Source organism: Pseudomonas sp. P1_C12, from assembly GCF_056406435.1.
The window spans coordinates 329,771-354,584 of sequence record NZ_JBFUAE010000003.1; the positions used below are offsets into that span (position 1 = coordinate 329,771).

Below are 24,814 nucleotides of genomic sequence, written 5' to 3' on the forward strand. Positions count from 1 at the left end.
ACACTTCGCGGATCGAGCCGTGAATGCGTTCGACGAAGCGGTTGAACGCAGTGCCGAGGGTGCCGAATTCGTCATTGTTCTGGATGGTCAGGCGCTTGGTCAGGTCGCCTTCGCCGTCGGCGATATCAGCCATGGCGCGGGTCATGACATGCAAAGGCTGGATCAGGATGCGAATCAGCATGCCCAGCAGGGCGATGATGATGGCCACGGCAATGAGGGTCGCAACGACCGCCGAGGTGCGGAACTTGCTGAGCATCGAGTAGGCTTTTTCCTTGTCGACCGAAACACCGATGTACCAGTTGACCGATGACAAGCCTTTGATCGGGGTGAAGGTCACGATGCGGGTTTTGCCGTCGACCTGGATTTCGCTCATTGTGCTGCTGATGGCCGGCGTGTCTTGCGGGTAGACATCCTTGAGCATCTTCATCGCCAGCGCTTTGTCGGGATGTACCAGGATCTTGCCGTCGGAACTGACCAGGAAGGCATACCCCATGCCGTCGAAGTCCAGCGTGCCAAGGCTGTCGGCGATCACCTGCAAGCTCAGGTCGCCACCGACCACGCCGATGTTCTGGCCGTCCTTGATAACGCTGTCGACAATGGAAATCACCAGTTGGCCGGAGGCCAGATCGATATAAGGCTCGGTTAATGCCGAACCGCTGCTGCCTTGCGCGCTCTTGTACCAAGGGCGTGCACGGGGGTCATAGCCATCGGGCATCTTGCTGTCGGGGCGAATGATGAAAGAGCCATCCTTGTTGCCGAGGTAGGCGCCCATGAAGGTCGAGGTCACGGCTTTTTGTACCAGCAGCCTGGAAACGTTGTCCGCATCGGGGTTGAGCGCGACAGTTTGTGACAGGTTTTCAATCAGCAGGCTGCGCCCGTTCAACCAGGTCTGGATATTGTTGGCGGTCACTGCGCCCATTTCCTGCAGATAATTTTCCAGGTTTTCGCGAATGGCATTGCGCTGCAAATAGTCGTTGTACAGCGTGAATGAGGCGAAGGCGGCAATCACAATGAGGGCGGCGGCAAGCAGGATTTTATGGCTGAAACGCAGATTTTTGTTCATGGCTTGGGGTTCCGCTAAGGTCTTAATGTCCAGCGCGTGCTTTTATAAAGGGGCGCACAACGGGCAAGGTTGAAAGCAAGTGAATTTTCCGACTCTCCTTAGGGAAATTTCCGACCAGATCGTGTCTGACTGCTTTGTCAGCTATCTCTATCGGCCGTGTAGGACCAAAGATTAATCATGGGTGACCAAATGCCTGACTCTCTGCAACTCGTTATCGGCGCCGATCTCAAAGGGCAGTCGATTGCCCAGGCCATGCGCCTGGCGAACCGCCACGGTTTGATCGCGGGCGCGACCGGCACTGGCAAAACCGTGACTTTGCAACGACTGGCCGAAGCCTTCAGCGATGCCGGCGTGGCGGTGTTCGCCGCTGACATCAAGGGTGACCTGTGCGGCCTCGGCGCCGCCGGCAATCCCCAGGGCAAGATCGCCGAGCGGATTGCCGGGATGCCCTGGCTCAACCACAAGCCTCAGGCTTATCCGGTGACGTTGTGGGACGTACACGGTCAGTCCGGTCATCCTTTGCGCACAACCTTGAGTGAAATGGGGCCGCTACTGCTAGGCAGCCTGCTGGAACTGACCGACAGTCAGCAGTCGGCGCTGTACGCCGCGTTCAAGGTGGCGGACCGCGAAGGCCTGTTGTTGCTCGATCTCAAGGATCTGAAGGCGCTGCTCAATCACCTGCGGGACAACCCCCAGTTGCTGGGTGACGATGCGGCATTGATGACCACCGGCTCCAGTCAGGCATTGCTGCGGCGTCTGGCGACCCTGGAGCAACAGGGCGCCGAAGCCCTGTTCGGCGAGCCGGCGCTGCAACTCGAAGACATCCTCCAGCCCACTGCGGACGGTCGTGGGCGCATTCATTTGCTGGATGCCAGCCGTCTGGTGCATGAAGCGCCGAAAGTCTACGCGACGTTCCTGCTGTGGCTGCTGGCCGAGCTGTTCGAGCAGTTGCCGGAGCGTGGCGATGCCGACAAACCGTTGCTGGCGCTGTTTTTCGACGAGGCTCACTTGTTGTTCAACGGTACGCCCCAGGCATTGCGCGATCGTCTGGAACAAGTCGTGAGGCTGATTCGTTCGAAAGGCGTGGGCGTGTATTTCGTCACTCAGTCGCCGGGTGACCTGCCGGATGATGTGCTGGCGCAGTTGGGCTTGCGCATCCAGCACGGTCTGCGTGCGTTCACCGCCAAGGAGCAGAAGTCCCTGCGCGCGGTGGCCGAAGGTTTCCGGCCGAATCCGGCGTTCGATACGTTGTCGGTGCTGACCGAGCTCGGGATCGGCGAGGCGCTGGTCGGCACCTTGCAGGAAAAAGGTACGCCGGAAATGGTCCAGCGGGTGCTGGTAGCGCCGCCGCAATCGCGGATCGGGCCTTTGACCGACGCCGAGCGCACGGCGCTGATTGCCGGTTCGCCGTTGCAGGGGCGTTATGACAAGCCGATTGACCGTGAATCGGCCTATGAGGTGCTGATGGGGCGCAAGGGGTTGGCACCTGAGCCCGAAGCGGAGCAGGGCAAACAGGAACCGAGCTTCACCGAGCAGGCCGGAGAGTTTCTTGGAACCGCAGCGGGTCAGGCCTTGAAATCAGCGATGCGACAGGCGGCGAATCAGCTTGGGCGACAGTTGGTGCGCGGCTTGATGGGCTCGTTGCTGGGCAGCAAAAAACGCCGCTGAAAGCAAAAGATCGCAGCCTTCGGACGATCCTTTGATCCTTCTTCTAGCCCTTTACTTTGGCGTGCGCTGCCAACCGCTCCAGCGCGGCCCGCAAATTCGGGTCGCTGATGCCATCGGCCGTGGCCTGAATGGTCGCTGCCGCGTCGTTGGACAAATCCATGGTATGCCCGGCCGCACCTTGCTGAACGGTCGGCGGTTGAACTTTGAACAGGATCCGGGTCAGATTGGCAAACTCGTCGAACAGTTGCAGTTGCCGTTGCAGGCGCTTCTGCTGGTAGCGCAGGCGGGTTGCCCAATGACCGTCGGTGACAATCAGCAACAAACTGCCTTCGCGCCAGGAGGCCACGTGGCAATGCTCGCGAGCGGCGGGTTGCAATTGGCTTTCGAGTAAACGCTGCAGATGACCCAGGCGTTGAGCGTGGCCGAGAATGGCTTTCAGCGGCTTGGCTTCGCGTAGTAGAACGGCAGGTACTTTGGCCGTAAGTGGGCGAAACGCCATGATCAGACACCTGAAGTAACAGAGGCGCCATGGTAGCAGAAAGCACCGGATCCACCCGCCCATTGCTTTTGTGGGTGCTTTGCCCATTAAATCAACAACTAACTTCTGCCTTGAACGGCTTGAAGTTGAGCAAAACGCCCTTATTTTAAGTGAGCCCCGTCAAAGCGCTGTGCCAGCATCGTGGAATATCGCCACTTTCCTCTCCATCGTTTCCGGGTAGAATGCTCGTTCGCATGCGGCCATGAGGGCTGCACGGGCGACTCACGGGGCCGCCCTCCATCCCTTTAGTGTGGAAGATCCTGCCGATATGTTTGCGCCTTTGTTAAAGAAACTTTTTGGAAGCAAGAACGAGCGTGAAGTCAAACGCATGCTCAAGACGGTGCAACTCGTCAATGCCTTCGAAGAGCAAATGGTGGCCCTTTCGGACGATCAATTGCGTGCCAAGACCAGCGAGTTCAAGGCCCGCATCGCCAAAGGGGAGTCCCTCGACAAACTGTTGCCAGAAGCCTTTGCGGTCGCCCGCGAAGCCGGCAAGCGTGTCATGGGCATGCGCCACTTCGATGTCCAGCTGATCGGCGGCATGACCTTGCATGAAGGCATGATCGCGGAAATGCGTACCGGTGAAGGCAAGACCCTGGTGGCAACACTGGGCGTTTACCTCAACGCGCTGTCCGGCAACGGCGTGCACGTTGTGACGGTGAACGACTACCTGGCCCGCCGTGACGCCAACTGGATGCGCCCGCTGTATGAATTCCTCGGCCTGACGGTCGGCGTGGTCACGCCGTTCCAGCCGCCGGAAGAGAAGCGTGCTGCCTACGCCGCCGACATCACCTACGGCACCAACAACGAATTCGGTTTCGATTACCTGCGCGACAACATGGCGTTCAGCATGGAAGAAAAATTCCAGCGTGAACTCAATTTTGCCGTGATCGACGAAGTCGACTCCATCCTCATCGACGAAGCCCGTACGCCGCTGATCATCTCCGGTCAGGCCGAGGACAGCTCCAAGCTGTACATCGAGGTCAACAAGCTGATCCCGACGCTTGAGTTGCACATCGAAGAAGTGGAAGGCGAAGTCACCAAGGCCGGCCACTACACCGTTGACGAGAAGACCCGCCAGGTCGAACTCAACGAAGCCGGTCACCAGTTCGTCGAAGAAACGCTGACCCGCATCGGCCTGCTGGCTGAAGGCGAGAGCCTGTACTCGGCGCATAACCTGAGCCTGCTGACTCACGTTTACGCCGGCCTGCGCGCGCACAAGCTGTTCCATCGCAACGTCGAATACATCGTGCAGGACGGTCAGGTCGTACTGGTCGACGAGCACACCGGCCGTACCATGCCGGGCCGCCGCTTGTCCGAAGGCCTGCACCAGGCCATCGAAGCCAAGGAAAACCTGAACATCCAGGCCGAAAGCCAGACGCTGGCGTCGACCACCTTCCAGAACTACTTCCGTCTGTACAACAAGCTGTCCGGCATGACCGGTACGGCCGACACCGAAGCATTCGAGTTCCACCAGATCTATGGCCTGCAGGTCATGGTGATTCCACCGAACAAGCCGCTGGCCCGAAAAGACTACAACGACCTGGTGTTCCTGACCGCCGACGAGAAATACGCGGCAATCGTGGCCGACATCAAGGAAAGCATGGCCGCGGGCCGTCCGGTTCTGGTCGGTACCGCCACCATCGAAACCTCCGAGCACATGTCCAGCCTGCTCGTGAAGGAAGGCATCGAACACAAGGTCCTGAACGCCAAGTTCCACGAAAAGGAAGCTGAGATCATTGCCCAGGCCGGTCGCCCGGGCGCACTGACCATCGCCACCAACATGGCCGGTCGTGGTACCGACATCCTCTTGGGCGGTAACTGGGAAGTGGAAGTGGCTTCCCTGGAAAACCCGACCCCTGAGCAGATTGCCCAGATCAAGGCCGACTGGCAGAAGCGTCACCAGCAAGTGCTCGAATCGGGCGGTTTGCAGGTGATTGCGTCCGAGCGTCACGAATCGCGCCGTATCGACAACCAGCTGCGTGGTCGTGCCGGTCGTCAGGGCGACGCCGGTTCCAGCCGTTTCTACCTGTCGCTGGAAGACAGCCTGATGCGCATCTTCGCCTCTGACCGGGTGAAGAACTTCATGAAGGCCCTGGGCATGCAGCCTGGCGAAGCGATCGAGCACCGCATGGTGACCAACGCTATCGAAAAGGCTCAGCGCAAGGTTGAAGGTCGTAACTTCGACATTCGTAAACAACTGCTCGAGTTCGACGACGTCAACAACGAACAGCGTAAAGTGATCTATCACATGCGTAACACGTTGCTGGCTGCCGACAACATCGGTGAGACCATCGCTGACTTCCGTCAGGACGTGCTCGACGCCACCGTCAGCGCACACATTCCTCCTCAATCGCTGCCTGAGCAGTGGGACGTGGCGGGCCTGGAAGCGGCGCTGCAGAGTGATTTCGGTGTGACGCTGCCGATCCAGCAATGGCTCGACGAAGACGATCACCTGTACGAAGAAACCCTGCGCGAGAAGCTGATGCAGGAACTCATTGCCGCGTACAACGAGAAAGAAGACCAGGCGGGCGCCGAAGCGCTGCGCACCTTCGAGAAGCAAATCGTTCTGCGCGTACTGGACGACCTGTGGAAAGACCACCTGTCGACCATGGATCACCTGCGTCACGGCATCCACTTGCGTGGTTATGCCCAGAAGAACCCGAAGCAGGAATACAAGCGCGAGTCGTTCACCCTGTTCTCCGAGTTGCTGGATTCGATCAAGCGCGATTCGATCCGTGTGTTGTCCCACGTTCAGGTTCGTCGCGAAGATCCGATCGAGGAAGAGCAGCGCCTGCGCCAGGAAGCCGAGGCATTGGCCGCTCGTATGCAGTTCCTGCATGAAGAGGCTCCAGGCCTTGAGCAACCGGAGGTGTTGGGCGAAGAAGTCGATGTTGCCCTCGCTGCCGCGCCGGTTCGCAACGAGCAGAAGCTGGGTCGCAACGAGCTGTGCTACTGCGGTTCGGGCAAGAAGTTCAAGCATTGCCACGGGCAGATTCAGTAAACCCGTTTCAAACGCTGAAATACCCGCGCCGCGACCGGCTTCTGCCGTCGCGGCGTTTTACCATTCGAACCACCGTTCTGCTGAAGCGGTGCTGACATCATCTATAAAGGAGCGCATTCATGGCTGTTGGTCTTGGTCCTTTGCCAACGTTGCACCCGGTTGCCGGTTTTGAACTCGGTATCGCCTCGGCCGGCATCAAGCGCCCGGGGCGCAAGGATGTTGTGGTCATGCGCTGTGTTGAAGGCTCCACGGTTGCCGGCGTGTTCACCTTGAACGCTTTTTGCGCCGCACCGGTGATCCTGGCCAAACAGCGTGTACAAGGCCCGGTGCGTTACCTGCTGACCAATACCGGCAATGCCAACGCCGGCACCGGTGAACCTGGCCTGGCGGCCGCCGAACGTACTTGCGCCAAGTTGGCGGAACTGACCGGTGTCGATGCCAGCCAGGTGCTGCCGTACTCCACCGGTGTGATCGGCGAGCCGTTGCCAGTGGAGAAAATCGAAGGTGCGCTGCAAGCTGCCCTCGATGATCTGTCGATCCACAACTGGGAAGCTGCCGCCACCGGCATCATGACCACCGACACCCTGCCCAAAGGTGCCAGCCGTCAGTTCCAGCATGACGGTGTGACCATCACCGTTACCGGCATCAGTAAAGGCGCCGGCATGATTCGCCCGAACATGGCGACCATGCTCGGCTACATCGCCACTGACGCCAAGGTTTCCCGCGATGTGTTGCAAAACCTGATGCTCGATGGCGCCAACAAGTCGTTCAACCGCATCACCATCGATGGTGATACCTCGACCAACGACTGCTGCATGCTGATTGCCACCGGTCAGGCCGCGCTGCCGGAAATCACCCGCGCCGAAGGCGAGTTGTTCATCAAGTTGAAGCAGGCGGTGTTCGAAGTGTGCATGGACGTGGCCCAGGCCATCGTTCGCGATGGTGAAGGCGCGACCAAGTTCGTGACCGTTGAAGTCAATGGCGGCGGCAATCACCAGGAGTGCCTGGACGTTGGCTACACCGTGGCCCACTCGCCACTGATCAAGACTGCATTGTTTGCGTCCGACCCGAACTGGGGCCGTATCCTGGCCGCTGTCGGCCGTGCCGGTGTGCCAAGCCTGGACGTGAGCAAGATCGATGTATTCCTTGGCGACGTGTGCATTGCCAGCCGTGGCGCGCGCGCGGCGACCTACACCGAAGCCCAGGGCGCGGCGGTGATGCAGCAGGAAGAAATCACCATCCGCATCGAGCTGGGTCGCGGCGATTGCAGCGAAACCATCTGGACCACCGACCTGTCCCACGAATACGTGAAGATCAACGCCGAGTACCGCACGTAATAGCGCATGTCCTGTAGGAGCCAGCTTGCTGGCGAAGGCGTCATTTGCCGCGATGGATTTATCGAGGCTGATCCCGCCTTCGCTGGCAAGCTGGCTCCTACAGAGTTGTGATCTTTCTTGCTTGAGGATGCTTGAACATGAGCCTGCACCTGATCATCGGCGACAAACTGCTTTCTTCCTGGTCCCTGCGAGGCGCCTTGGCCCTCGACCTGACCGGCGCTACCTACACCGAAGAACTGATCAAGCTGAACCAGCCGGACACCCGCGAGCGTCTGCTCAAGCATTCGCCGACTGGCAAGGTCCCGCTGCTGAAAACCGAACACGGCACCATCGCCGACTCCCTGGCGATTGCCGAATACCTGGCAGAACAGTTCCCGTCCGCAGGCCTCTGGCCGAAAGACGTTGCCGCCCGCGCCCAGGCGCGCTCGGCGTGTGCGCAGATGCACAGCGGGTTCTTCGCCATGCGCGGCAATATGCCGTTTGACCTGAGTCATGACGCCCCTTTGTCGCCGGTTCCGGCTGACGTTCAGGTCGACATCGAACGCATGTCGGCGCTGTGGGCCGAATGCCGTGCCGCCGCGACCGAAACCGGGCCGTACCTGTTTGGTCATATCAGTCTGGCTGACGTGTTCTTTGCACCGATCGCCGTGCGCCTGCGCACCTATCAGGTGAAGCTGTCTGCCATTGACGAGGCCTACGTCGAAACTCTCTACCAATGGCCGGCGTTCAAGGCGTGGCAGAAGACCGGACTGGAGGAGCTGCAAAAGTGAAACGAGTCCATGTCGCCGCCGCCGTCATCCGCGATGGCAGTGGCCAAATCCTCATCGCCCGTCGTGCCGACTCACAGCACCAGGGCGGCCTGTGGGAGTTTCCAGGCGGCAAGGTCGAGGCCGACGAGTCGGTCGAAACCGCACTGGCCCGCGAACTCCATGAAGAGCTGGGCATCGTGATCGGCGCGGCGCGCCCGCTGATCAAGATTCGGCACGATTACCCGGACAAACAGGTGTTGCTGGATGTCTGGGAAGTCTCGGCGTTTACCGGCGAGCCCCACGGTGCTGAAGGCCAGCCGCTGGCCTGGGTGTCACCCCGCGACCTGTCGGGTTACGAGTTTCCTGAAGCGAACCGGCCGATCGTCGCGGCCGCACGGTTACCCGAGCAGTACTTGATCACCCCGGAGGACCTGGAGACCCCCGCATTGCTGCGCGGCATCCAAAAGGCCATTGCCGGCGGCATCAAGCTGATCCAGTTGCGCGCACCGAACGGTTACGACCCGAAATACCGCGACCTGGCCGTGGATGCGGCAGGCCTGTGTGCCGGCAAGGCGCAGTTGATGATCAAAGGGCCGTTCGAATGGCTGGGCGACTTCCCGTCCGCGGGTTGGCACATTACCTCGGCGCAGCTGCGCAAATACGCAGCGGCTGGCCGACCGCTACCGGCGTCGCGCTGGCTGGCGGCCTCGTGCCATAACGCTGAAGAGCTGGCGCTGGCCGAACAGATGGGGGTGGACTTTGTGACCCTGTCGCCGGTTCAACCTACCCTGACCCATCCTGGCGCCGAACCGTTGGGTTGGGAGCAGGCATCGAGCCTGATCGACGGATTCAGCAAGCCGGTGTTCCTGCTCGGAGGTGTTGGCCCGGCTGAGGTCGAGAAAGCCTGGGCTGCGGGTGCGCAGGGGGTGGCGGGGATTCGGGCGTTTTGGCCTGAGAGTTAATTCTCTAGCGACCCTGCCGGCCCCTTCGCGGGCAAGCCCGCTCCCACAGTGGTCAAGGTGAAACATAGATTGTGCGAACACCAACAATCCCTGTGGGAGCGGGCTTGCCCGCGAAGGCGGCCTGACAGCCGCCGACTAAATTTCAGGTTTCGCCGCAGGCTGCCAAAGAATCTCGGCAATTCCCTGACGCTTGGCAATCAGCCGCGCCGCCACAAACAACAGATCCGACAACCGATTGATGTACGCCAGGCCAACCCCGGCCAATGGCTCAATCGCATTGAGTTGCTGACACCGCCGCTCTGCGCTGCGCGCCAAGCTGCGGCAGACATGAGCCTGGGCAATCAGCGCCGAACCGCCGGGCAAGATGAAATTTTCCAGCGGTCCCAACTCTTCATTCCACACATCGATCGCGGCTTCCAGGCGTTCGATTTCCGCTGCATTCAACGCCTGATACACCGGCATCGCCAGTTCGCCACCGAGGTCGAACAATCGGTGCTGGCAAGGCGCCAAAACATCGATCACTTCCTGAAAGCCTGCAAAGGTGTGCGTTTGCGCCGCCAATCCGGCCAGCAATACGCCCACCTGACTGTTCAGCGTATCGACTTCGCCAATGGCCTCGATCCGCGGGTGATCCTTGGGTACGCGACGGCCATCGCCCAGCCCGGTTTCGCCTTTGTCGCCAGTGCGGGTGTAAATCTTCGACAAACGAAAGCCCATGGTTACCTCGATAGCAGATTGAGTTGTTGCGAGACTGGTGGCGTGCTCGCCAGGGGCAGGCGCAAGGTGAAGCATGTGCCTTGGCCCGGGGTCGATTGCACTTCCATCTGCCCCTTGTGGTTGTTGGTGATGATGAAGTACGACACCGACAGCCCAAGTCCGGTGCCCTGGCCGATCTCCTTTGTGGTGAAGAACGGTTCGAAGGTCCGTTTGCGCACGCTTTCGCTCATGCCGATGCCATTGTCCTCGACCTGAATTTCCGCCCACGGCGGATTCAGCCTGGTGCGCAGAATGATCCGTCCCGGCTCGCTGCCGTCTTCACGCTGGTGAATGGCTTGCGCGGCGTTTTTCAACAGGTTGAGCAGTACCTGCTCCAGTTCGTTGGCGGTGCCGGGGACCGGGCCCAGCGCCGGATCGAACTGGCGAATGATGGCCTGGCCCTTGAAATCGAAGCCGATCGCCAGGTCGAAGTCGTTACTGGCGATCTCCACCGCTTGGTCGATCAGGGCGGGCAGATCGCACGGAGCCATCTGGCGGGTGCTGCGACGGCTGAAGCTGAGCATGTGGGTGACGATTTTGGCGGCCCGGGCACCGGCCTGCTGGATGCCGTCGAGCAACTGCGGCACTTCGCGGTTTTGCAGATACTGATTGACCGTCGTCAGTTCGATGCCGGCCTGTTCGGCCACTTCAAGGTTCTTCGGCAGATCGGGGGACAGGCGTCGGCGAATGTTTTGCACGTTGTGCAGGATCGCACCCAGCGGGTTGTTGATTTCGTGGGCCATGCCGGCGGCAAGGCCACCAACAGAAAGCATTTTCTCCGACTGTACCATCATCTCTTCCAGGGACAGGCGCTGGGTGATGTCGTCGATCCGGATCACTACGCCACGCCCGGCGCCGCCCATCAATGGATAAAAGGTCAGGGCATAGTGGCGGGGCTCGTCATCCTTGAGCCAGGTGACACGTTCGATTTTGGCCACCGTATGCTGCTCGACCGTTTGCTTGAGTTGTGGCAAGAACGGCTTGAGCGGTTCGAAGGCGAGGAAGATGGGCTGGTTCAGGGCTTCGTCGAGGCGCGTACCGGAAAGTGCGCTGGCTTCCTGGTTCCACTGCGTCACGTAAAGCTGTTCGTCGAGGGCGATCAGTGCCGACGGCATGGAGTCGATGATGCTGTTGAGGTAGTTCTGGAAGCCGGTGAGCTTTTTCTCGATCTTGCTGCGCACCTGGACTTCAAGCTCCAGTTTGCGGTTGGTGTGCCGGGTTTCTTCCGCCAGACCCTGGGCCTGGTCGTAGGCTGCCTGGGAGTCGTCCCGGGCCCGCTTGAGTTGCTGCTCCCGGGCCTCGATTCGCGAAAGCATGGTGTTGAACGCCTCGGCGAGGCTGCCGATTTCATCGTGGTTTCCTCGCGAAGCACGCAGTGCGTAGTTTTCTTCACGGGTTACCTGCCGGGACAACTCTTCGAGTTGGTGGATCGGCCGGGTAATCAGGCGCTTGATCTGGCGGGCAATGATCAGCCACAGCAGCACGCTGAAGATCAGAATGCCCAGGCTGGCCGTCAGGGTCCCGGTGTAGAACGCCACGGGCAGTTCGCTCGTGGCCACCAACAGCAGGTGCCCTGGTGCAGTGCCGGGGCGGGGCAGGGTGATGACTTGATTGGTGCGAAACTCGGTGGCCTGCCAGTCTTCGATATGCCGGAAACGCTTCGGCAGTTCCAGGTTGTCGCCATGCTGCAATTGCGCCAATTGCTCGCCCTTTGCGTCATACAGGACTGCCGCGCGCAACGGCGAATAGCTGTTGAGTTCGTTTAGCAGGCGCTCGGCGCTTTGTGGTGACTCCAGGGCTTCGGAGGCCAGGCTCGGGTTGGATATCAGCCGGCCGATGGTCTGCAGGGCCTGGGGTGCCATGCTTTCCTGGGAGATGTAGTACGCGGCGCTGATAAAGGTCAGATTGGCAACCAGCAGGACGGTGACCATCAGTACCAGCAGGGCGGCTAGCAGTTTCTGGCCGACGGGCAGGTTTTCAAGGCGCTGGCGCAATGGCATCGGATTCATCGCTGAAAAGGAACAAGTGGCCAGCGTAGCCGCTGCTCAGTCACTGGGCAATCCAAGGCTTTGCAGGCGAGCGATCAACCTTGACTCAAGCTGATTGAGGTGAGGCAGGTTCAATTGATGACGCCCGGCCACTTTGCAGGCGTAGCCCAACAGGTAGCTGATTTCTGTGCGGCGCTGGTTTGTGACGTCCTGATGCATCGAGGAGTAGTTGGCTGCGGTGGCGTGAATCACCCGTTCGACTTCCTGCTGCAGGTTTTCGGCCGCTGCCGGCTGACCACAACGCTCAAGCAACTCCACCAGTTCGCCGCACAGAGTAGCGACTTCGCAGTGATGTTGCTGCAAACCACCGTTGCGGCAATCGTGCAGCACCGTCAGCGGATTGATCGCACAGTTAAGTGCGAGTTTGCGCCATAACCTGGTCAGGATTTCGGTGCTCCACTCGTGGGGGATGCCGGCAGCGCTCAGGTCATCGAGCCAGATCGGCGCCACCGGATGGCTCGCATCCCCCAGCCAGGTGAAGCCATGCCCGGCAAACACCACGCGCCAATCGCCATCGCGGAAGGCGCCTTCGGTGCTCGATGCATAGATGCAGCGTGCCTGAGGCACCTGTGCCGCCACCGCGTCCTGACTGCCCAGGCCATTTTGCAGCAGGATCAGTTCGGCACCTGGGGCCAGACGTGGCGCCAGTCGGGCCACCGCGCTTTCGGTATCGTAGGCCTTGCACGCCACCAGCAGGCGGTTGATCGGTTGGGTGCTGTCGGCTGTCTCGGCGGGCACGGCATAGTGTTGCGCCTCGCCGTGTTCCACCAGTGTCAATCCACCGACCGCCTCATAGGCCTGCAGCCTCGCGGTGTCCCGCAGGATCAGCCTCACCGGCACTCCAGTCCGTGCCAGACGTGTCGCCCATAAAGTGCCGAGGCTGCCGGCGCCCAGAACATGCCAGGTGGTAGACATCAGCTTTTTGCTCTGTTTAAGGCGTGCATCGGCAGCTCACAGTGAATGATGGGAAAGACCCGTTATAATCAGCGCGGATTTTAACCGCAAGCCAGGCGTGCTCCATCAGTGCGCCTTTAAATTTGGAGAGATTACATGCCGTCGTTCGACGTGGTATCCGAACTGGACAAACACGAAGTCACCAACGCGGTCGAGAACGCCGTCAAGGAACTCGATCGTCGTTATGACCTGAAAGGCAAAGGCAGCTTCGAGTTCAAGGAAAAAGACCTGACCGTCAACCTGACCGCGGAAGCGGATTTCCAGCTCGAAGCGATGATTGAGATCCTCAAGCTGGCGCTGGTCAAGCGCAAAATCGACGTGCAGTGCCTTGAAGTCAAGGACGCGTTCGCGTCGGGCAAGCTGATGAAACAGGAAGCCGTCCTCAAGGAAGGTATCGACAAGGAACTGGCGAAGAAAATCGTCGCTCACGTCAAAGATGCCAAGCTCAAGGTCCAGGCTGCCATTCAGGGCGAGCAGGTTCGTATTACCGGCAAGAAGCGTGACGACCTGCAAGAAGCCATTGCGGTGCTACGGGCCAAGGAATTCGGTATGCCACTGCAGTTCAACAACTTCCGCGACTGACCTTTGAAAGCGGGAACCTCTTGGCGTTTGCGACGTCGGAGGCCCAAGCAACGGCAGAAACGATTGAGCCCGTCGCGGCTCGATCTTTCTGCCGCTTTTTTTACGCATGCCGGGTAGCCGGAAACAGGAGAGAGTAGATGGACTTAAATGCCGAGGTAGACAATCTGGTCAAGGTATCCCAAACCTGGATCCCGATGATCATGGAATACGGCAGCCGTGTACTGCTGGCGGTCATCACCCTGGCCATCGGCTGGTGGCTGATCAACAAGGTCACGAAAAAGCTCGGCGGCCTGATTGCATTGCGTAATGCCGACCTGGCGCTGCAAGGCTTTATCAGCAGCTTGGCAAACATCATCCTCAAGATCCTGCTGATCGTCAGCGTGGCCTCGATGATCGGCGTGGAAACCACTTCGTTTGTCGCGGCGATTGGTGCGGCAGGCCTGGCCATTGGCTTGGCCTTGCAGGGCAGCCTGGCGAACTTCGCCGGCGGCGTGCTGATTCTGTTGTTCCGCCCGTTTCGTATCGGTGACTGGATCGAGGCTCAGGGTGTCGCCGGTACTGTCGACAGCATCCAGATTTTCCATACCGTACTGCGCACCGGTGACAACAAAACTATCATCGTGCCCAACGGTAATCTGTCGAACGGCATTATCACCAACACCAATCGTCAGCCGACCCGCAAAGTGGTGTTTGATGTAGGCGTCGATTACGAAGCGGACTTGCAGAAAGCCCGAGAAGTGTTGCTGGAACTGGCCAAGGATCCGCGTGTATTGATTGACCCGGCACCTCAGGCAGTCATTTCGACATTGGGTGACAGTTCTATCACTGTTTCCCTGCGTGTCTGGGTGAAGACGGCGGATTATTGGGATGTGATGTTCATGTTCAACGAACTGTCCCGTGATCGTCTGAGAGAGGCCGGCATCGATATTCCATTTCCACAGCGGGTTATTCGCGTGGTTCAGGAGTCGGCGGTGCAGTAAGAGGTGTGCGGTTAGTGCCTGACTTCTTGGTCAGGCATGTACTGCAGAGTCTGTTTGGTTAAATGTTGTACAGCAGACAACGAAAAAGGCCCATCCGAAGATGGGCCTTTTTTTGATTACCGCGAACTAACTTTCTGCGATTACAGAATGTTGAGCGGGTAGTCGGTGATCAGGCGGAACTCAGAGATATCGCCTTCGCCTTCGTCAGCATTGGCGGTGTGCCATGCTTGACGGATGCGGAACGACAGATCTTTGGCTGGGCCGGATTGAACGACGTACTTGGCTTCCACGTTGGTTTCGTGGTGTTTGCCGTCTGCACCGTACAGACCGGTGTAGGTGCTGTTCGATGGAGTGTTGGTACCATCGATGTTCCAACCATTCACGTAACGGACCATGAAGCTCAGGCCAGGTACGCCGTACTCGGCCATTTTCAGGTCGTAACGGGCTTGTACCGACTTCTCGCCAGGGGCGTTGAAGTCAGAGTACTGAATGGAGTTGGCGAGGAAAATCGAGTCGCCACCACGGTTGTTGTCACCCACACCGATGTAGTCGAACGGGGTATCGCCGTTGACCTTCTGGAACGCCAGGGTCAGGGTGTGTGCTTTCAGGAACGAGTAAGCAGCGGCCAGGGAGTAGGCGGTGTTGCTGATGTCGCCTGCTTTAGCGTTACCGGTATCCTTGGTGTTGTAGATGTTACCGTCGAAGTTGATCGAGTTATCGCCGCCCAGTGCGAGGGTGTAGTTCGCGTTGGCGTAGTACTGGTTCCAGACGTCTTCGAGCTTGGCACCGTAGAGCGATACGCTCAGGTCCGGGGTAATGCCGTACTTGCCACCGAAGTAGTCGATGGAGTTGGCTGTCACGCCAGCGTAAGTAGCGAACAGTTCGCCGTCACGAGCGTTGCGGTCCTGGCTGGTTGCCGAGTAGAAGTGACCGGCTTCGAGGTCGAGGTCTTTAACTTCGCTGCTCTGCAGCTGGATACCGCTGGCAGTCTGGTGAAGGATACGGGAACCGCCTACAGCGAACACCGGAGAGGTGCTTGGCTGCATGTCGCCGATTTTCAGCTCGGTCTTGGAGATGCGGAACTTGGCGGCAGCGCCGGCTTTGCCCTGGCTGTTGTTGACTTCGCCATCAGAGTCCACGGACATGTTGCCGGAACCTGCATATTTGTCGGAACCGTCCAGCTTAATGGCCAGTTGGCCCCAAGCTTCAACGCCAACACCGATCAGACCTTGGGTGTAGCCCGAGCTGTACATGCCCTGAATGCCCTGGGTCCAGTCTTTGTCATCGACTGCGCCGTCTTTCTTGTTACGGTTGTAGTAGTAGTTGCGAACCAGCAAGTCGAGTTTGCTGTCTTCAACGAAACCTTTGGCTTCGGCCTGGTCGCTTACGAAAGGTGCGGCTACTGCCAACTGAGTACTGGCTGCTGCTGCAACTGCCAGTGCGATCATGCTCCACTTCATCACGCGCATCGTGATTTGCTCCTTTGGTTTTAGAAGAGTACTGCCGTCCCACCTGATTTATTATCTGGGCGGCTCTTTCTTTTTGTGTCGGCGCAAACTTATATCACGCCGACAATGTTGGCGATACTTGCGTATCTAACCTTTCGCCTTCTTTACGACCCTGTCGCAAACAGCGTGGTAGATGTCGCAAATTTTCCGCTCCGACGCAACAGGGCTGACAGCTTTTATGCTGTTTTCTGAGTCTTGGCGCCGGTAAAAAGAGTCCTGGTGAAACGTTTGAATCTCCATCGGGCTACCTTGCCACTGTTTTTTTTTGCCTGAGGGCCTCCGCTTCCAGCGGGTGTCACATCAGGCGATGTTGGGTATGAATGCAACAAGCGTGCACAAATTCGAATTTTGTTGCAGCTTTTTTCCAAATGATTGTCTGGCGCTGTAAAAACCTCATGAAACCGGGGGGGCAAGCGCGTTTAGTTTGGGCTTGACGCCTTGCCTGGCATCATGTTGCACCCTTCTGGTCGACTGCCTTACAAACAAAAATGTTACCGGTTCACCCCGCCAGTGAGTAGAAGGCGGATGTCGAAGCACTCAGCGTAGACCCACTGTGCGGTTTTGGTGCAAAAAATTTTTTAACCTTGTAATGAATTCATTCCTGTTGACCGCTTGTCTGGCGCGAACTCTTCGTTGCTAATCAGTCATTTCGGCGTTTTTTGCCGGCTGATCGGTTCTGTAGTGGTGCGCAGCAGCGAAAAATGTCTCATTCGGGGGCGGGGTGTCAGCTTTTCGCAGGCGCTCGTGACCTCTGTGCCAGGTTCGTCGTGAAGCATGCGCCGTTCGCAGGTATGCTGCCGTCCGGTCGTTTGGCGCGCCGTCCCGTCAGGATGGGCGCTAAGCTGAAAAATGATGGCCCGGCGGGAGTACGCGCAGTGTTCGCTTTAGATCCACGACTTCAACAAGACACGTTACCGATTGGGGACTTTCCACTCTGCCGGTTGCTGCTGTCCAATGATTCGAACTATCCCTGGTTCATCCTGGTGCCTCGTCGTGAGGCTATCAGTGAGATATTTCAGTTGGATGTCGCAGACCAGCAGCAGCTTTGGCAGGAGACGACGGCGCTGTCGCAAGCGCTCAAGGACGCGTTCAATGCGGACAAATTGAATGTTGCGGCGCTGGGTAATGTCGTCAGTCAGTTGCACATGCATGTGATTGTGCGCAAGCGCGAAGATGCCGCCTGGCCAGCGCCGGTTTGGGGTAAACATCCGGCAAAATCCTACAGTTCGGAGCAAATCGCCGCCATTCGCGAACGTTTGCGCCTGATATTGACCGATGATTTTACGTTTCTGGAGGGCTGAACCATGATCCTGGAAGAACGCGTTACCGATCTCGAAAGCCGTCTGGCCTTTCAGGATGACACCATCCAGGCATTGAATGATGTGCTGGTCGCGCAGCAGCGGGTGGTCGAGCGTCTGCAACTGCAGATGGCTGCGCTGCTCAAGCGGCAGGAGGAAATGGTCGGCCAGTTCGAGTCGTTCGAGGAGGAAGCGCCGCCGCCGCACTATTAAGCAACACGCAGGCATAAAAAAACCGCGGACAGCTCGGCTGTGCGCGGTTTTTTTCGCCTTGAATCAGCGACGTGGCAGTGCGGCGATCACATCTTCGGCTTGCAGGCCCTTGTCACGATTCATGACAGAGAACTCCACGCGCTGGCCTTCTACGAGGACGCGGTGACCTTCACCGCGAATGGCCCGAAAGTGGACGAAGATATCGTCGCCGGAGTCGCGGGAAATGAAACCGAAGCCTTTGGACGTGTTGAACCATTTGACGGTGCCGGTATCGCGGTTGCTCATGTCGTAGCTTGGCGAGGCGGCGGCCGGTGACGATTTGTAGAAGCTGATACCCAGATGCAGGGCAACAGCGATCAGGGCTGCGACCAGGCTGAACAGAACGGCAGGTTGACCCGCGATGACAGGCATCGGTGCGATCAGCGTCAGGGTTTGCAGGACCACACTCAGGGCCAGCAGGACGCTGACCAGGTTTTGCAGTTGGTGGCGCGGACCTTTGTTCCAGTAAGGGATGACAGGTGCAAGCGTGAGGTTGAGCAGGCCGAAAAGGGCCAGGTACAGCGCGTCAGGTTGTTGCAGGTAAGGTAAGGCTTCGGATTGCAGGCTAGGGATGAAGGACAGCAGCAAGGCCGCTGCGCCTATCAACAGATGGACGATTTTCAACATTTTAATTAACTCACGTTAAGACAGCTCACAAGGAAGAGCTGATGGCGCACGGTTCGCTTCAAGATAATAAAGAGGCGTTGGACACGTGCCCGGTATCAGCCTATGCGCCATACCCGGAAAAATAGGCACTGGCGACACGCTGTCTATTTAACAGCAAAGCTGCAGGCTACTCAAATCAGGGCGTCCGGCGGCTCTTTGGGGATGATTTTCCGCAGGTTGCCCCGGGTTGCGGGGTTGCGGTACTTACGGCTGATCAGTAACACCCGCGTGCGCGGATGACGCCTTGAGGCGTTGTTCGCGGTCTACTTTCCTACGCTATTCAATACGGCACTTCTGAAGGGCGCGTCACTTCACTGTGTGGGAAATTGTCCGGAGTAGGACGTTCTCCAGGATCTGCCAAGAGTTGTTGGCTTGTCCTACGTCGAAGGTCAGGAAGTCGTCTGGCTATACCTCTGCACCTGCGTTTTTATATGTCGACAGACAGTTGTTCTTAACGAAACCAGGATGGCAAAGGAGTGTCAGCGTTATGGTTTATGAACGGCAAGAAGAGGGGCGATACGGTTCGCACAGGGATGTAAGAGTCGATCCGTTTGTTCGCGAGTTCGATATGGGGTTGGCCCAGCCCTTGTCCCGCTCCGTACGATTGAATGGCTTCGCAACCTGTTTGCGGCTTGAACAGGTTTATTGGGATATTTTGGGGGCGATGGCCCGGGCCAATGGTTGCTCGGTCAGTAGCCTGTTATCTCATGTGGATCGCGAAGTTCACTTGCGTCACGGCGGGGTAAGGAACTTCAGTGGATTGGTGCGGGTTGTCTGCGTCGTGCACAGCCTCAAGGAAGGGGGGGGCATCGTCACGGCCTAGCCTGGGCGGCGAAAGCAGCAGAGTGTCGGTCTGTGCAGTCTTACGGCTGCACAGGCCGCATTTAATGGATATAATCCCGCTCTTTGCCGCAAAACCCTGCGTGTGCGGTAGCAATCTGATCGCCGAGACAACTCCATGCCGATGTACGATTATCAATGTGCTTCCTGTGGTCATCAGTTGGAAGCCATTCAAAAGATCAGCGATGCACCGCTGGTCGACTGCCCTGCCTGTCAGGCGCCAGAGCTTAAAAAGTTGCTGTCCATGCCGGGCTTCCGCCTCAGCGGCACGGGTTGGTACGAAACCGATTTCAAGACCGGTTCCAAGAAGAACCTGGCCGGCGGCGACAAAGCTGACTAAGGTCTGGAACCTGAGTTGAACGACATGCGTGCTCTTGCATCACCCGGCGACTTTTTTAAAGGCGGGGCTGCTGTAGGATCTCCACCGAATTTCGAATTACGAGAAGTGAAACCACGACCATGATGCGCAGCCATTATTGCGGCCAACTGAACGAAAGCCTGGACGGCCAGGAAATTACCCTTTGCGGATGGGTCCATCGTCGCCGTGACCACGGTGGGGTGATTTTCCTCGATATCCGTGATCGTGATGGTCTGGCCCAGGTCGTGTTCGATCCGGACCGCGCTGAAACCTTCGCCGCAGCCGATCGCGTGCGCAGCGAGTACGTCGTGAAGATCACCGGCAAGGTTCGCCTGCGTCCGGCCGGTGCGACCAACGCCAACATGGCGTCAGGCATGATCGAAGTGCTGGGCTACGAGCTGGAAGTGCTGAACGAATCGGAGACCCCGCCGTTCCCGTTGAACGAGTTCTCCGACGTCGGCGAAGAAACCCGCCTGCGCTATCGCTTCCTCGACCTGCGTCGCCCGGAAATGGCCGAGAAGCTGCGCCTGCGTTCGCGCATGACCACCAGCATCCGTCGCTTCCTGGACGAGAACGGCTTCCTTGACGTGGAAACGCCGATCCTGACCCGCGCCACCCCTGAAGGTGCGCGTGACTACCTGGTACCGAGCCGCACGCACGCCGGTTCGTTCTTCGCCTTGCCGCAATCACCGCAGCTGTTCAAGCAACTGCTGATGGTGGCCGGCTTCGATCGTTACTACCAGATCGCCAAGTGCTTCCGTGACGAAGACCTGCGGGCCGACCGTCAGCCGGAATTCACCCAGATCGACATCGAGACCAGCTTCCTTGATGAAAAAGAGATCATGGGCCTGACCGAGCAAATGATCCGCAACCTGTTCAAGGAAGTGCTGGATCTGGAATTCGGCGATTTCCCGCACATGACCTTCGAAGAAGCCATGCGCCGCTACGGTTCCGACAAGCCAGACCTGCGTAACCCGCTGGAACTGGTGGACGTGGCCGATCAGCTCAAGGAAGTCGACTTCAAGGTGTTCAGCGGCCCGGCCAACGACCCGAAATGCCGCATCGCCGCCTTGCGCGTACCTGGCGGGGCGAGCATGCCGCGCAAGCAGATCGACGATTACACCAAGTTTGTCGGTATCTACGGTGCCAAGGGCCTGGCGTACATCAAGGTCAACGAGCGCGCTGCCGGTGTTGACGGTCTGCAATCGCCGATCGTGAAAAACATCCCTGAGGCCAGCCTCAACGTGATCCTCGATCGCGTCGGTGCAGTCGACGGCGATATCGTGTTCTTCGGCGCCGACAAGGCGAAGATCGTCAGCGAAGCCCTGGGCGCACTGCGGATCAAGCTGGGCCACGACCTGGACCTGCTGACCTGCAAGTGGGCGCCAATGTGGGTCGTCGACTTCCCGATGTTCGAAGAAAACGACGACGGCAGCTTCACCGCCTTGCACCACCCGTTCACCGCACCGAAGTGCACCCCGCAAGAGCTGGAAGCCAACCCGGCTGGCGCTCTGTCCCGTGCCTACGACATGGTATTGAATGGTACCGAGCTGGGTGGCGGTTCGATCCGTATCCACCGTAAAGAGATGCAGCAGTCGGTGTTCCGTCTGCTGGGCATCAACGAAGCGGAACAGGAAGAGAAATTCGGCTTCCTGCTCGATGCCCTGAAATACGGTGCACCGCCGCACGGTGGTCTGGCCTTCGGCCTGGACCGTCTGGTGATGCTGATGACCGGCGCCCAGTCGATCCGTGAAGTGATCGCCTTCCCGAAAACCCAGAGCGCGGCAGACGTCATGACTCAGGCACCGGGCCAGGTGGACGCCAAGGCATTGCGCGAACTGCACATTCGTCTGCGTGAAACGCCTAAAGCCGAGTAAGGTTGACCTGAAGGGCGCATCTGCGGATGCGCCCTTTCTTTATAGTTAGAGCTGTTCAAGACTATTGTTTGTCGGCCGGCGCAATGCAGCGCAGCGGGCAATGTTTCAAAGAGAATTCGGAGCGAGTTATGGCAGGTCATTCCAAGTGGGCGAATATCAAGCACCGCAAAGAACGTCAGGATGCCAAGAGGGGCAAGATCTTCACCAAGTGGATTCGTGAACTGACCGTTGCAGCCCGTCAGGGCGGCGGCGACCCGGGCTCCAATCCGCGGCTGCGTCTGGCTCTGGACAAGGCCCTGGGTGCCAACATGAGCCGCGACATCATCGATCGTGCTGTCGCCCGTGGTACCGGGGCTGCCGACACGGACGACGTGGTCGAGCTGACCTACGAAGGTTACGGTCCAGGCGGCGTGGCGGTGATGGTCGAATGCATGACCGACAACCGTAATCGCACCGCAGCCGCCGTTCGTCACGCGTTCAGTAAGTGCGGTGGTAACCTGGGGACTGATGGTTCGGTGGCCTATCTGTTCGAACGCAAGGGGCAGATCTCCTTCGCGGCTGGCGTTGACGAAGACGCACTGATGGAAGCGGCCATGGAAGCTGACGCTGATGACGTGGTGACCAACGAAGACGGTTCGATCGACGTTTTCACCTCGTTTGCCGGGTTCTATTCCGTGCGTAACGCACTGGAAGCGGCGGGTTTCAAAGGTGACGACGCGGAAATCGTCATGTTGCCGACCACCAGCGCCGAACTCGATCTGGAAGGCGCCGAGAAAGTCCTCAAGCTGATCGACATGCTCGAGGACCTGGATGACGTGCAAAACGTCTATTCCAACGCGGATATCCCGGAGTCGGTGGCTGCACAGCTCGGTTGATCTATCGATAAAGATCGCAGCCTTCGGCAGCTCCTACACGGTTATCCTCAGGCAACCGCGAATTCCTTTTGCAGGCGTTATGACTTTAATTCTTGGTATCGACCCCGGTTCGCGCATCACCGGTTATGGTGTGGTTCGCGATACCGGCCGTGGCTGCGAGTATGTGGCTTCCGGCTGCATTCGTACCGGTGCCGGCGAGCTGCATGAGCGACTGCAGATTGTTTATCGCGGGGTGCGGGAGATCATTCAGACTTACCATCCGGTGACCATGGGGATCGAAAAGGTGTTCATGGCCCGTAACGCCGATTCCGCCCTGAAACTGGGGCAGGCCCGTGGCGCCGCGATCGTGGCAGGTGCCGAGGAAAGCCTGGAAATTGCCGAATACACCGCAACCCAGGTCAAGCAGGCGGTCGTAGGCACCGGCGCGGCCAATAAGGAGCAGGTGCAGATGATGGTCATGCACATGCTCAAGCTGACCAGCAAACCGCAGATCGATGCTTCGGACGCCCTGGCCATCGCCATCTGCCATGCTCATACCCGCTCCAGCCTGTTGCCCCATGGTCTGGGCGCAGCACGCAGTCGTGGCGGGCGCCTGCGTCTCTGATAGCATCAGCAATCATTTTTATGGAGTGGGGTGTTTCGCCTGGGTTGTCGGCGGCATTCCCTCGCTCTATCAGTCGCTGGCCCAGAGCTGGCCAACGCTCAAGGATTTGTAACGTGATTGGACGTTTGCGCGGCACCCTGGCTGAGAAGCAGCCTCCGCATCTGATTCTGGATGTAAATGGCCTGGGCTATGAACTTGAAGTGCCCATGACGACCCTTTACCGCTTGCCGTCGGTCGGTGAACCGCTGACCTTGCACACCCATTTGGTCGTGCGCGAAGACGCACAGTTGCTCTATGGTTTTGTCGGCAAGCGTGAGCGCGACTTTTTTCGCGAGTTGATCCGCCTCAATGGTGTCGGGCCGAAACTGGCGCTGGCCTTGATGTCGAGCCTGGAAGTCGACGAACTGGTTCGTTGCGTACAGTCCCAGGACACGTCGGCGCTGACCAAGGTCCCGGGCGTCGGCAAGAAAACCGCCGAACGCTTGCTGGTGGAACTCAAGGATCGCTTCAAGGCCTGGGAAACCGTACCGGCCATGTTCGCCCTGGTGCCGAACCAGCCGGATGGACCGGCCCCGGTGAACACTGCCGAGACTGACGCCGTCAGCGCCTTGATTTCCCTGGGCTACAAGCCCCAGGAAGCGAGCAAGGCGGTGTCTGCGATCAAGGAGAAAGATTTGAGCAGTGAAGACATGATCCGCCGCGCCTTGAAGGGAATGATCTAAGTGATTGAAGCTGATCGTCTGATCGCTGCCACGCACAGCCCGCGTGAGCGCGAAGAAGTCCAGGACCGTGCCATTCGCCCGGTCAGCCTGGCCGAATACATTGGCCAGCCGACCGTTCGCGAGCAGATGGAGTTGTTCATTCAGGCTGCTCGCGGTCGTAACGAATCCCTGGATCACACGCTGATCTTCGGGCCGCCCGGCCTGGGCAAGACCACCCTCGCCAACATCATCGCCCAGGAAATGGGCGTGTCGATCAAGAGCACCTCGGGGCCGGTGCTGGAGCGACCTGGTGACCTGGCGGCGCTGTTGACCAACCTTGAGCCTCACGATGTGCTGTTTATCGACGAAATCCATCGCCTGTCGCCTATCGTTGAAGAGGTGCTGTACCCGGCCATGGAGGATTTCCAGCTCGACATCATGATCGGCGAAGGCCCGGCCGCGCGTTCGATCAAGCTGGATCTGCCGCCGTTCACCCTGGTCGGCGCAACGACGCGGGCGGGGATGCTGACCAACCCGTTGCGAGACCGTTTCGGGATCGTCCAGCGCCTGGAGTTCTACAACACCGCCGACCTGTCGACAATTGTCAGTCGCTCGGCAAGCATCCTTGGTTTGCCGCTGGACCCGGAAGGTGCTTTCGAAATCGCCCGCCGTGCCCGTGGCACTCCACGAATCGCTAACCGTTTGTTGCGCCGGGTGCGCGATTTCGCCGAGGTTCGCGCCAAAGGCCACATCACCAAGCCGATTGCCGACCTGGCGCTGAACCTGCTGGATGTCGACGAGCGTGGCTTCGACCACCAGGACCGGCGTCTGTTGTTGACCATGATCGAGAAGTTCGACGGCGGGCCAGTCGGGGTCGACAGCCTGGCTGCCGCCATCAGCGAAGAACGTCACACCATTGAAGATGTGCTGGAGCCCTATCTGATCCAGCAGGGCTACATCATGCGCACGCCACGGGGGCGAGTGGTGACGCGGCATGCCTACCTGCATTTCGGTTTAAACATTCCGTCACGATTGGGCGAAATGCCCGTGGTAGACGAGTTTCTCGATGCCGCTGACGATTAATTAACATTGCGTGCTGATTTTTTCGGGCAATGTAGGGTCCCAGGACCGTACTTTCACGTGAAAGCCGCAGAACAATGAAAAACAGTTGCCATGCCGGATTGGCAACCTGAG

At 58.8% G+C, this 24,814-nt stretch carries 22 protein-coding genes and 1 pseudogene; 16 read left to right on the forward strand and 7 right to left on the reverse strand.

From position 1 onward, the window contains the following. Positions 1–31: 31 nt before the first annotated feature. Positions 32–1,063, reverse strand: a pseudogene (locus AC1D19_RS06855) (HAMP domain-containing protein); the annotation flags it as partial. A gap of 189 nt (positions 1,064–1,252) precedes the next feature. Here AC1D19_RS06855 and AC1D19_RS06860 point away from each other — a divergent pair. Continuing rightward, positions 1,253–2,731 (forward strand): helicase HerA-like domain-containing protein, encoded by a 1,479-nt coding sequence (locus tag AC1D19_RS06860; protein ID WP_477762767.1) that lies wholly within the window; start codon positions 1,253–1,255, stop codon positions 2,729–2,731. A 43-nt stretch (positions 2,732–2,774) separates the two neighbouring features. Here AC1D19_RS06860 and AC1D19_RS06865 read toward each other — a convergent pair whose 3' ends face one another. Continuing rightward, positions 2,775–3,230 (reverse strand): DUF721 domain-containing protein, encoded by a 456-nt coding sequence (locus AC1D19_RS06865; RefSeq protein WP_477752539.1) that lies wholly within the window; start codon positions 3,228–3,230, stop codon positions 2,775–2,777. A gap of 307 nt (positions 3,231–3,537) precedes the next feature. On the opposite strand from AC1D19_RS06865, the gene secA reads away from it, so the two are divergent. The 4 genes from secA (at position 3,538) to AC1D19_RS06885 (ending at position 9,321) form a co-directional block, all read left to right on the forward strand. Next, positions 3,538–6,273: a preprotein translocase subunit SecA gene (gene secA, locus AC1D19_RS06870; RefSeq protein ID WP_477762768.1), complete on the forward strand. Its 2,736-nt coding sequence runs from the start codon at positions 3,538–3,540 to the stop codon at positions 6,271–6,273. 119 nt (positions 6,274–6,392) lie between these two features. Next, positions 6,393–7,610, forward strand: a complete 1,218-nt coding sequence (gene argJ / locus AC1D19_RS06875; protein ID WP_477762769.1) for a bifunctional glutamate N-acetyltransferase/amino-acid acetyltransferase ArgJ — start codon at positions 6,393–6,395, stop codon at positions 7,608–7,610. Between the two features lie 137 nt (positions 7,611–7,747). Continuing rightward, the gene (locus tag AC1D19_RS06880; protein WP_477752536.1) at positions 7,748–8,380 is read left to right on the forward strand and encodes a glutathione S-transferase family protein; all 633 of its coding nucleotides are present in this window, start codon (positions 7,748–7,750) and stop codon (positions 8,378–8,380) included. Further along, positions 8,377–9,321 (forward strand): Nudix family hydrolase, encoded by a 945-nt coding sequence (locus tag AC1D19_RS06885; RefSeq protein ID WP_477762770.1) that lies wholly within the window; start codon positions 8,377–8,379, stop codon positions 9,319–9,321. The genes AC1D19_RS06880 and AC1D19_RS06885 overlap by 4 nt, the downstream gene beginning before the upstream one ends. Positions 9,322–9,456: 135 nt before the next feature. On the opposite strand, the gene AC1D19_RS06890 is transcribed toward AC1D19_RS06885, so the two are convergent. From AC1D19_RS06890 to AC1D19_RS06900, 3 genes are read right to left on the reverse strand one after another with little or no spacing between them, the layout of a single operon-like run. Beyond that, the gene (locus tag AC1D19_RS06890) at positions 9,457–10,038 is read right to left on the reverse strand and encodes a cob(I)yrinic acid a,c-diamide adenosyltransferase (protein WP_477762771.1); all 582 of its coding nucleotides are present in this window, start codon (positions 10,036–10,038) and stop codon (positions 9,457–9,459) included. Positions 10,039–10,040: 2 nt separating this feature from the next. After that, complete coding sequence (locus AC1D19_RS06895; RefSeq protein ID WP_477762772.1) at positions 10,041–12,077, reverse strand: sensor histidine kinase; 2,037 nt, start codon at positions 12,075–12,077, stop codon at positions 10,041–10,043. Between the two features lie 45 nt (positions 12,078–12,122). Beyond that, positions 12,123–13,040 (reverse strand): putative 2-dehydropantoate 2-reductase, encoded by a 918-nt coding sequence (locus tag AC1D19_RS06900; RefSeq protein ID WP_477762773.1) that lies wholly within the window; start codon positions 13,038–13,040, stop codon positions 12,123–12,125. 135 nt (positions 13,041–13,175) lie between these two features. Between AC1D19_RS06900 and AC1D19_RS06905 the strand changes: the two genes are divergently transcribed. After that, positions 13,176–13,661 (forward strand): YajQ family cyclic di-GMP-binding protein, encoded by a 486-nt coding sequence (locus AC1D19_RS06905; protein WP_007977344.1) that lies wholly within the window; start codon positions 13,176–13,178, stop codon positions 13,659–13,661. Positions 13,662–13,798: 137 nt separating this feature from the next. Further along, a complete protein-coding gene (locus AC1D19_RS06910) occupies positions 13,799–14,641 on the forward strand; it encodes a mechanosensitive ion channel family protein (RefSeq protein ID WP_108215091.1) in 843 nt (280 codons plus the stop codon). A 140-nt stretch (positions 14,642–14,781) separates the two neighbouring features. Here AC1D19_RS06910 and AC1D19_RS06915 read toward each other — a convergent pair whose 3' ends face one another. Next, a complete protein-coding gene (locus AC1D19_RS06915; RefSeq protein ID WP_477762774.1) occupies positions 14,782–16,110 on the reverse strand; it encodes an OprD family porin in 1,329 nt (442 codons plus the stop codon). A gap of 914 nt (positions 16,111–17,024) precedes the next feature. On the opposite strand from AC1D19_RS06915, the gene AC1D19_RS06920 reads away from it, so the two are divergent. Together AC1D19_RS06920 and AC1D19_RS06925 are read left to right on the forward strand one after the other, a co-directional pair. After that, positions 17,025–17,450: an HIT family protein gene (locus AC1D19_RS06920; protein WP_477762826.1), complete on the forward strand. Its 426-nt coding sequence runs from the start codon at positions 17,025–17,027 to the stop codon at positions 17,448–17,450. Positions 17,451–17,453: 3 nt separating this feature from the next. Continuing rightward, on the forward strand, positions 17,454–17,660 hold the full coding sequence (locus tag AC1D19_RS06925; RefSeq protein ID WP_477752528.1) for a SlyX family protein: 207 nt from the start codon (positions 17,454–17,456) through the stop codon (positions 17,658–17,660). Between the two features lie 63 nt (positions 17,661–17,723). Here AC1D19_RS06925 and AC1D19_RS06930 read toward each other — a convergent pair whose 3' ends face one another. Then, entirely contained in the window at positions 17,724–18,326 is a 603-nt protein-coding gene (locus AC1D19_RS06930) for a cold-shock protein (protein ID WP_477762775.1), read from the reverse strand. 526 nt (positions 18,327–18,852) lie between these two features. Here AC1D19_RS06930 and AC1D19_RS06935 point away from each other — a divergent pair. The 7 genes from AC1D19_RS06935 to ruvB all read left to right on the forward strand — a co-directional run bounded on the left by AC1D19_RS06935 (position 18,853) and on the right by ruvB (position 24,703). After that, positions 18,853–19,188, forward strand: a complete 336-nt coding sequence (locus tag AC1D19_RS06935; RefSeq protein ID WP_477762776.1) for a ribbon-helix-helix domain-containing protein — start codon at positions 18,853–18,855, stop codon at positions 19,186–19,188. Between the two features lie 135 nt (positions 19,189–19,323). Further along, a complete protein-coding gene (locus AC1D19_RS06940; protein ID WP_032829812.1) occupies positions 19,324–19,545 on the forward strand; it encodes an FmdB family zinc ribbon protein in 222 nt (73 codons plus the stop codon). A gap of 119 nt (positions 19,546–19,664) precedes the next feature. Further along, positions 19,665–21,440: an aspartate--tRNA ligase gene (gene aspS / locus AC1D19_RS06945; protein ID WP_477762777.1), complete on the forward strand. Its 1,776-nt coding sequence runs from the start codon at positions 19,665–19,667 to the stop codon at positions 21,438–21,440. A 128-nt stretch (positions 21,441–21,568) separates the two neighbouring features. Further along, a complete protein-coding gene (locus AC1D19_RS06950; protein WP_477762778.1) occupies positions 21,569–22,315 on the forward strand; it encodes a YebC/PmpR family DNA-binding transcriptional regulator in 747 nt (248 codons plus the stop codon). Positions 22,316–22,394: 79 nt separating this feature from the next. After that, positions 22,395–22,919, forward strand: a complete 525-nt coding sequence (gene ruvC, locus AC1D19_RS06955) for a crossover junction endodeoxyribonuclease RuvC (protein WP_008015799.1) — start codon at positions 22,395–22,397, stop codon at positions 22,917–22,919. A 113-nt stretch (positions 22,920–23,032) separates the two neighbouring features. Continuing rightward, positions 23,033–23,641, forward strand: coding sequence for a Holliday junction branch migration protein RuvA (gene ruvA, locus AC1D19_RS06960; protein WP_008052450.1), 609 nt, complete (start codon positions 23,033–23,035; stop codon positions 23,639–23,641). Then, on the forward strand, positions 23,642–24,703 hold the full coding sequence (gene ruvB / locus AC1D19_RS06965) for a Holliday junction branch migration DNA helicase RuvB (RefSeq protein WP_046042209.1): 1,062 nt from the start codon (positions 23,642–23,644) through the stop codon (positions 24,701–24,703). The last annotated feature ends 111 nt before the right edge of the window (positions 24,704–24,814 follow it).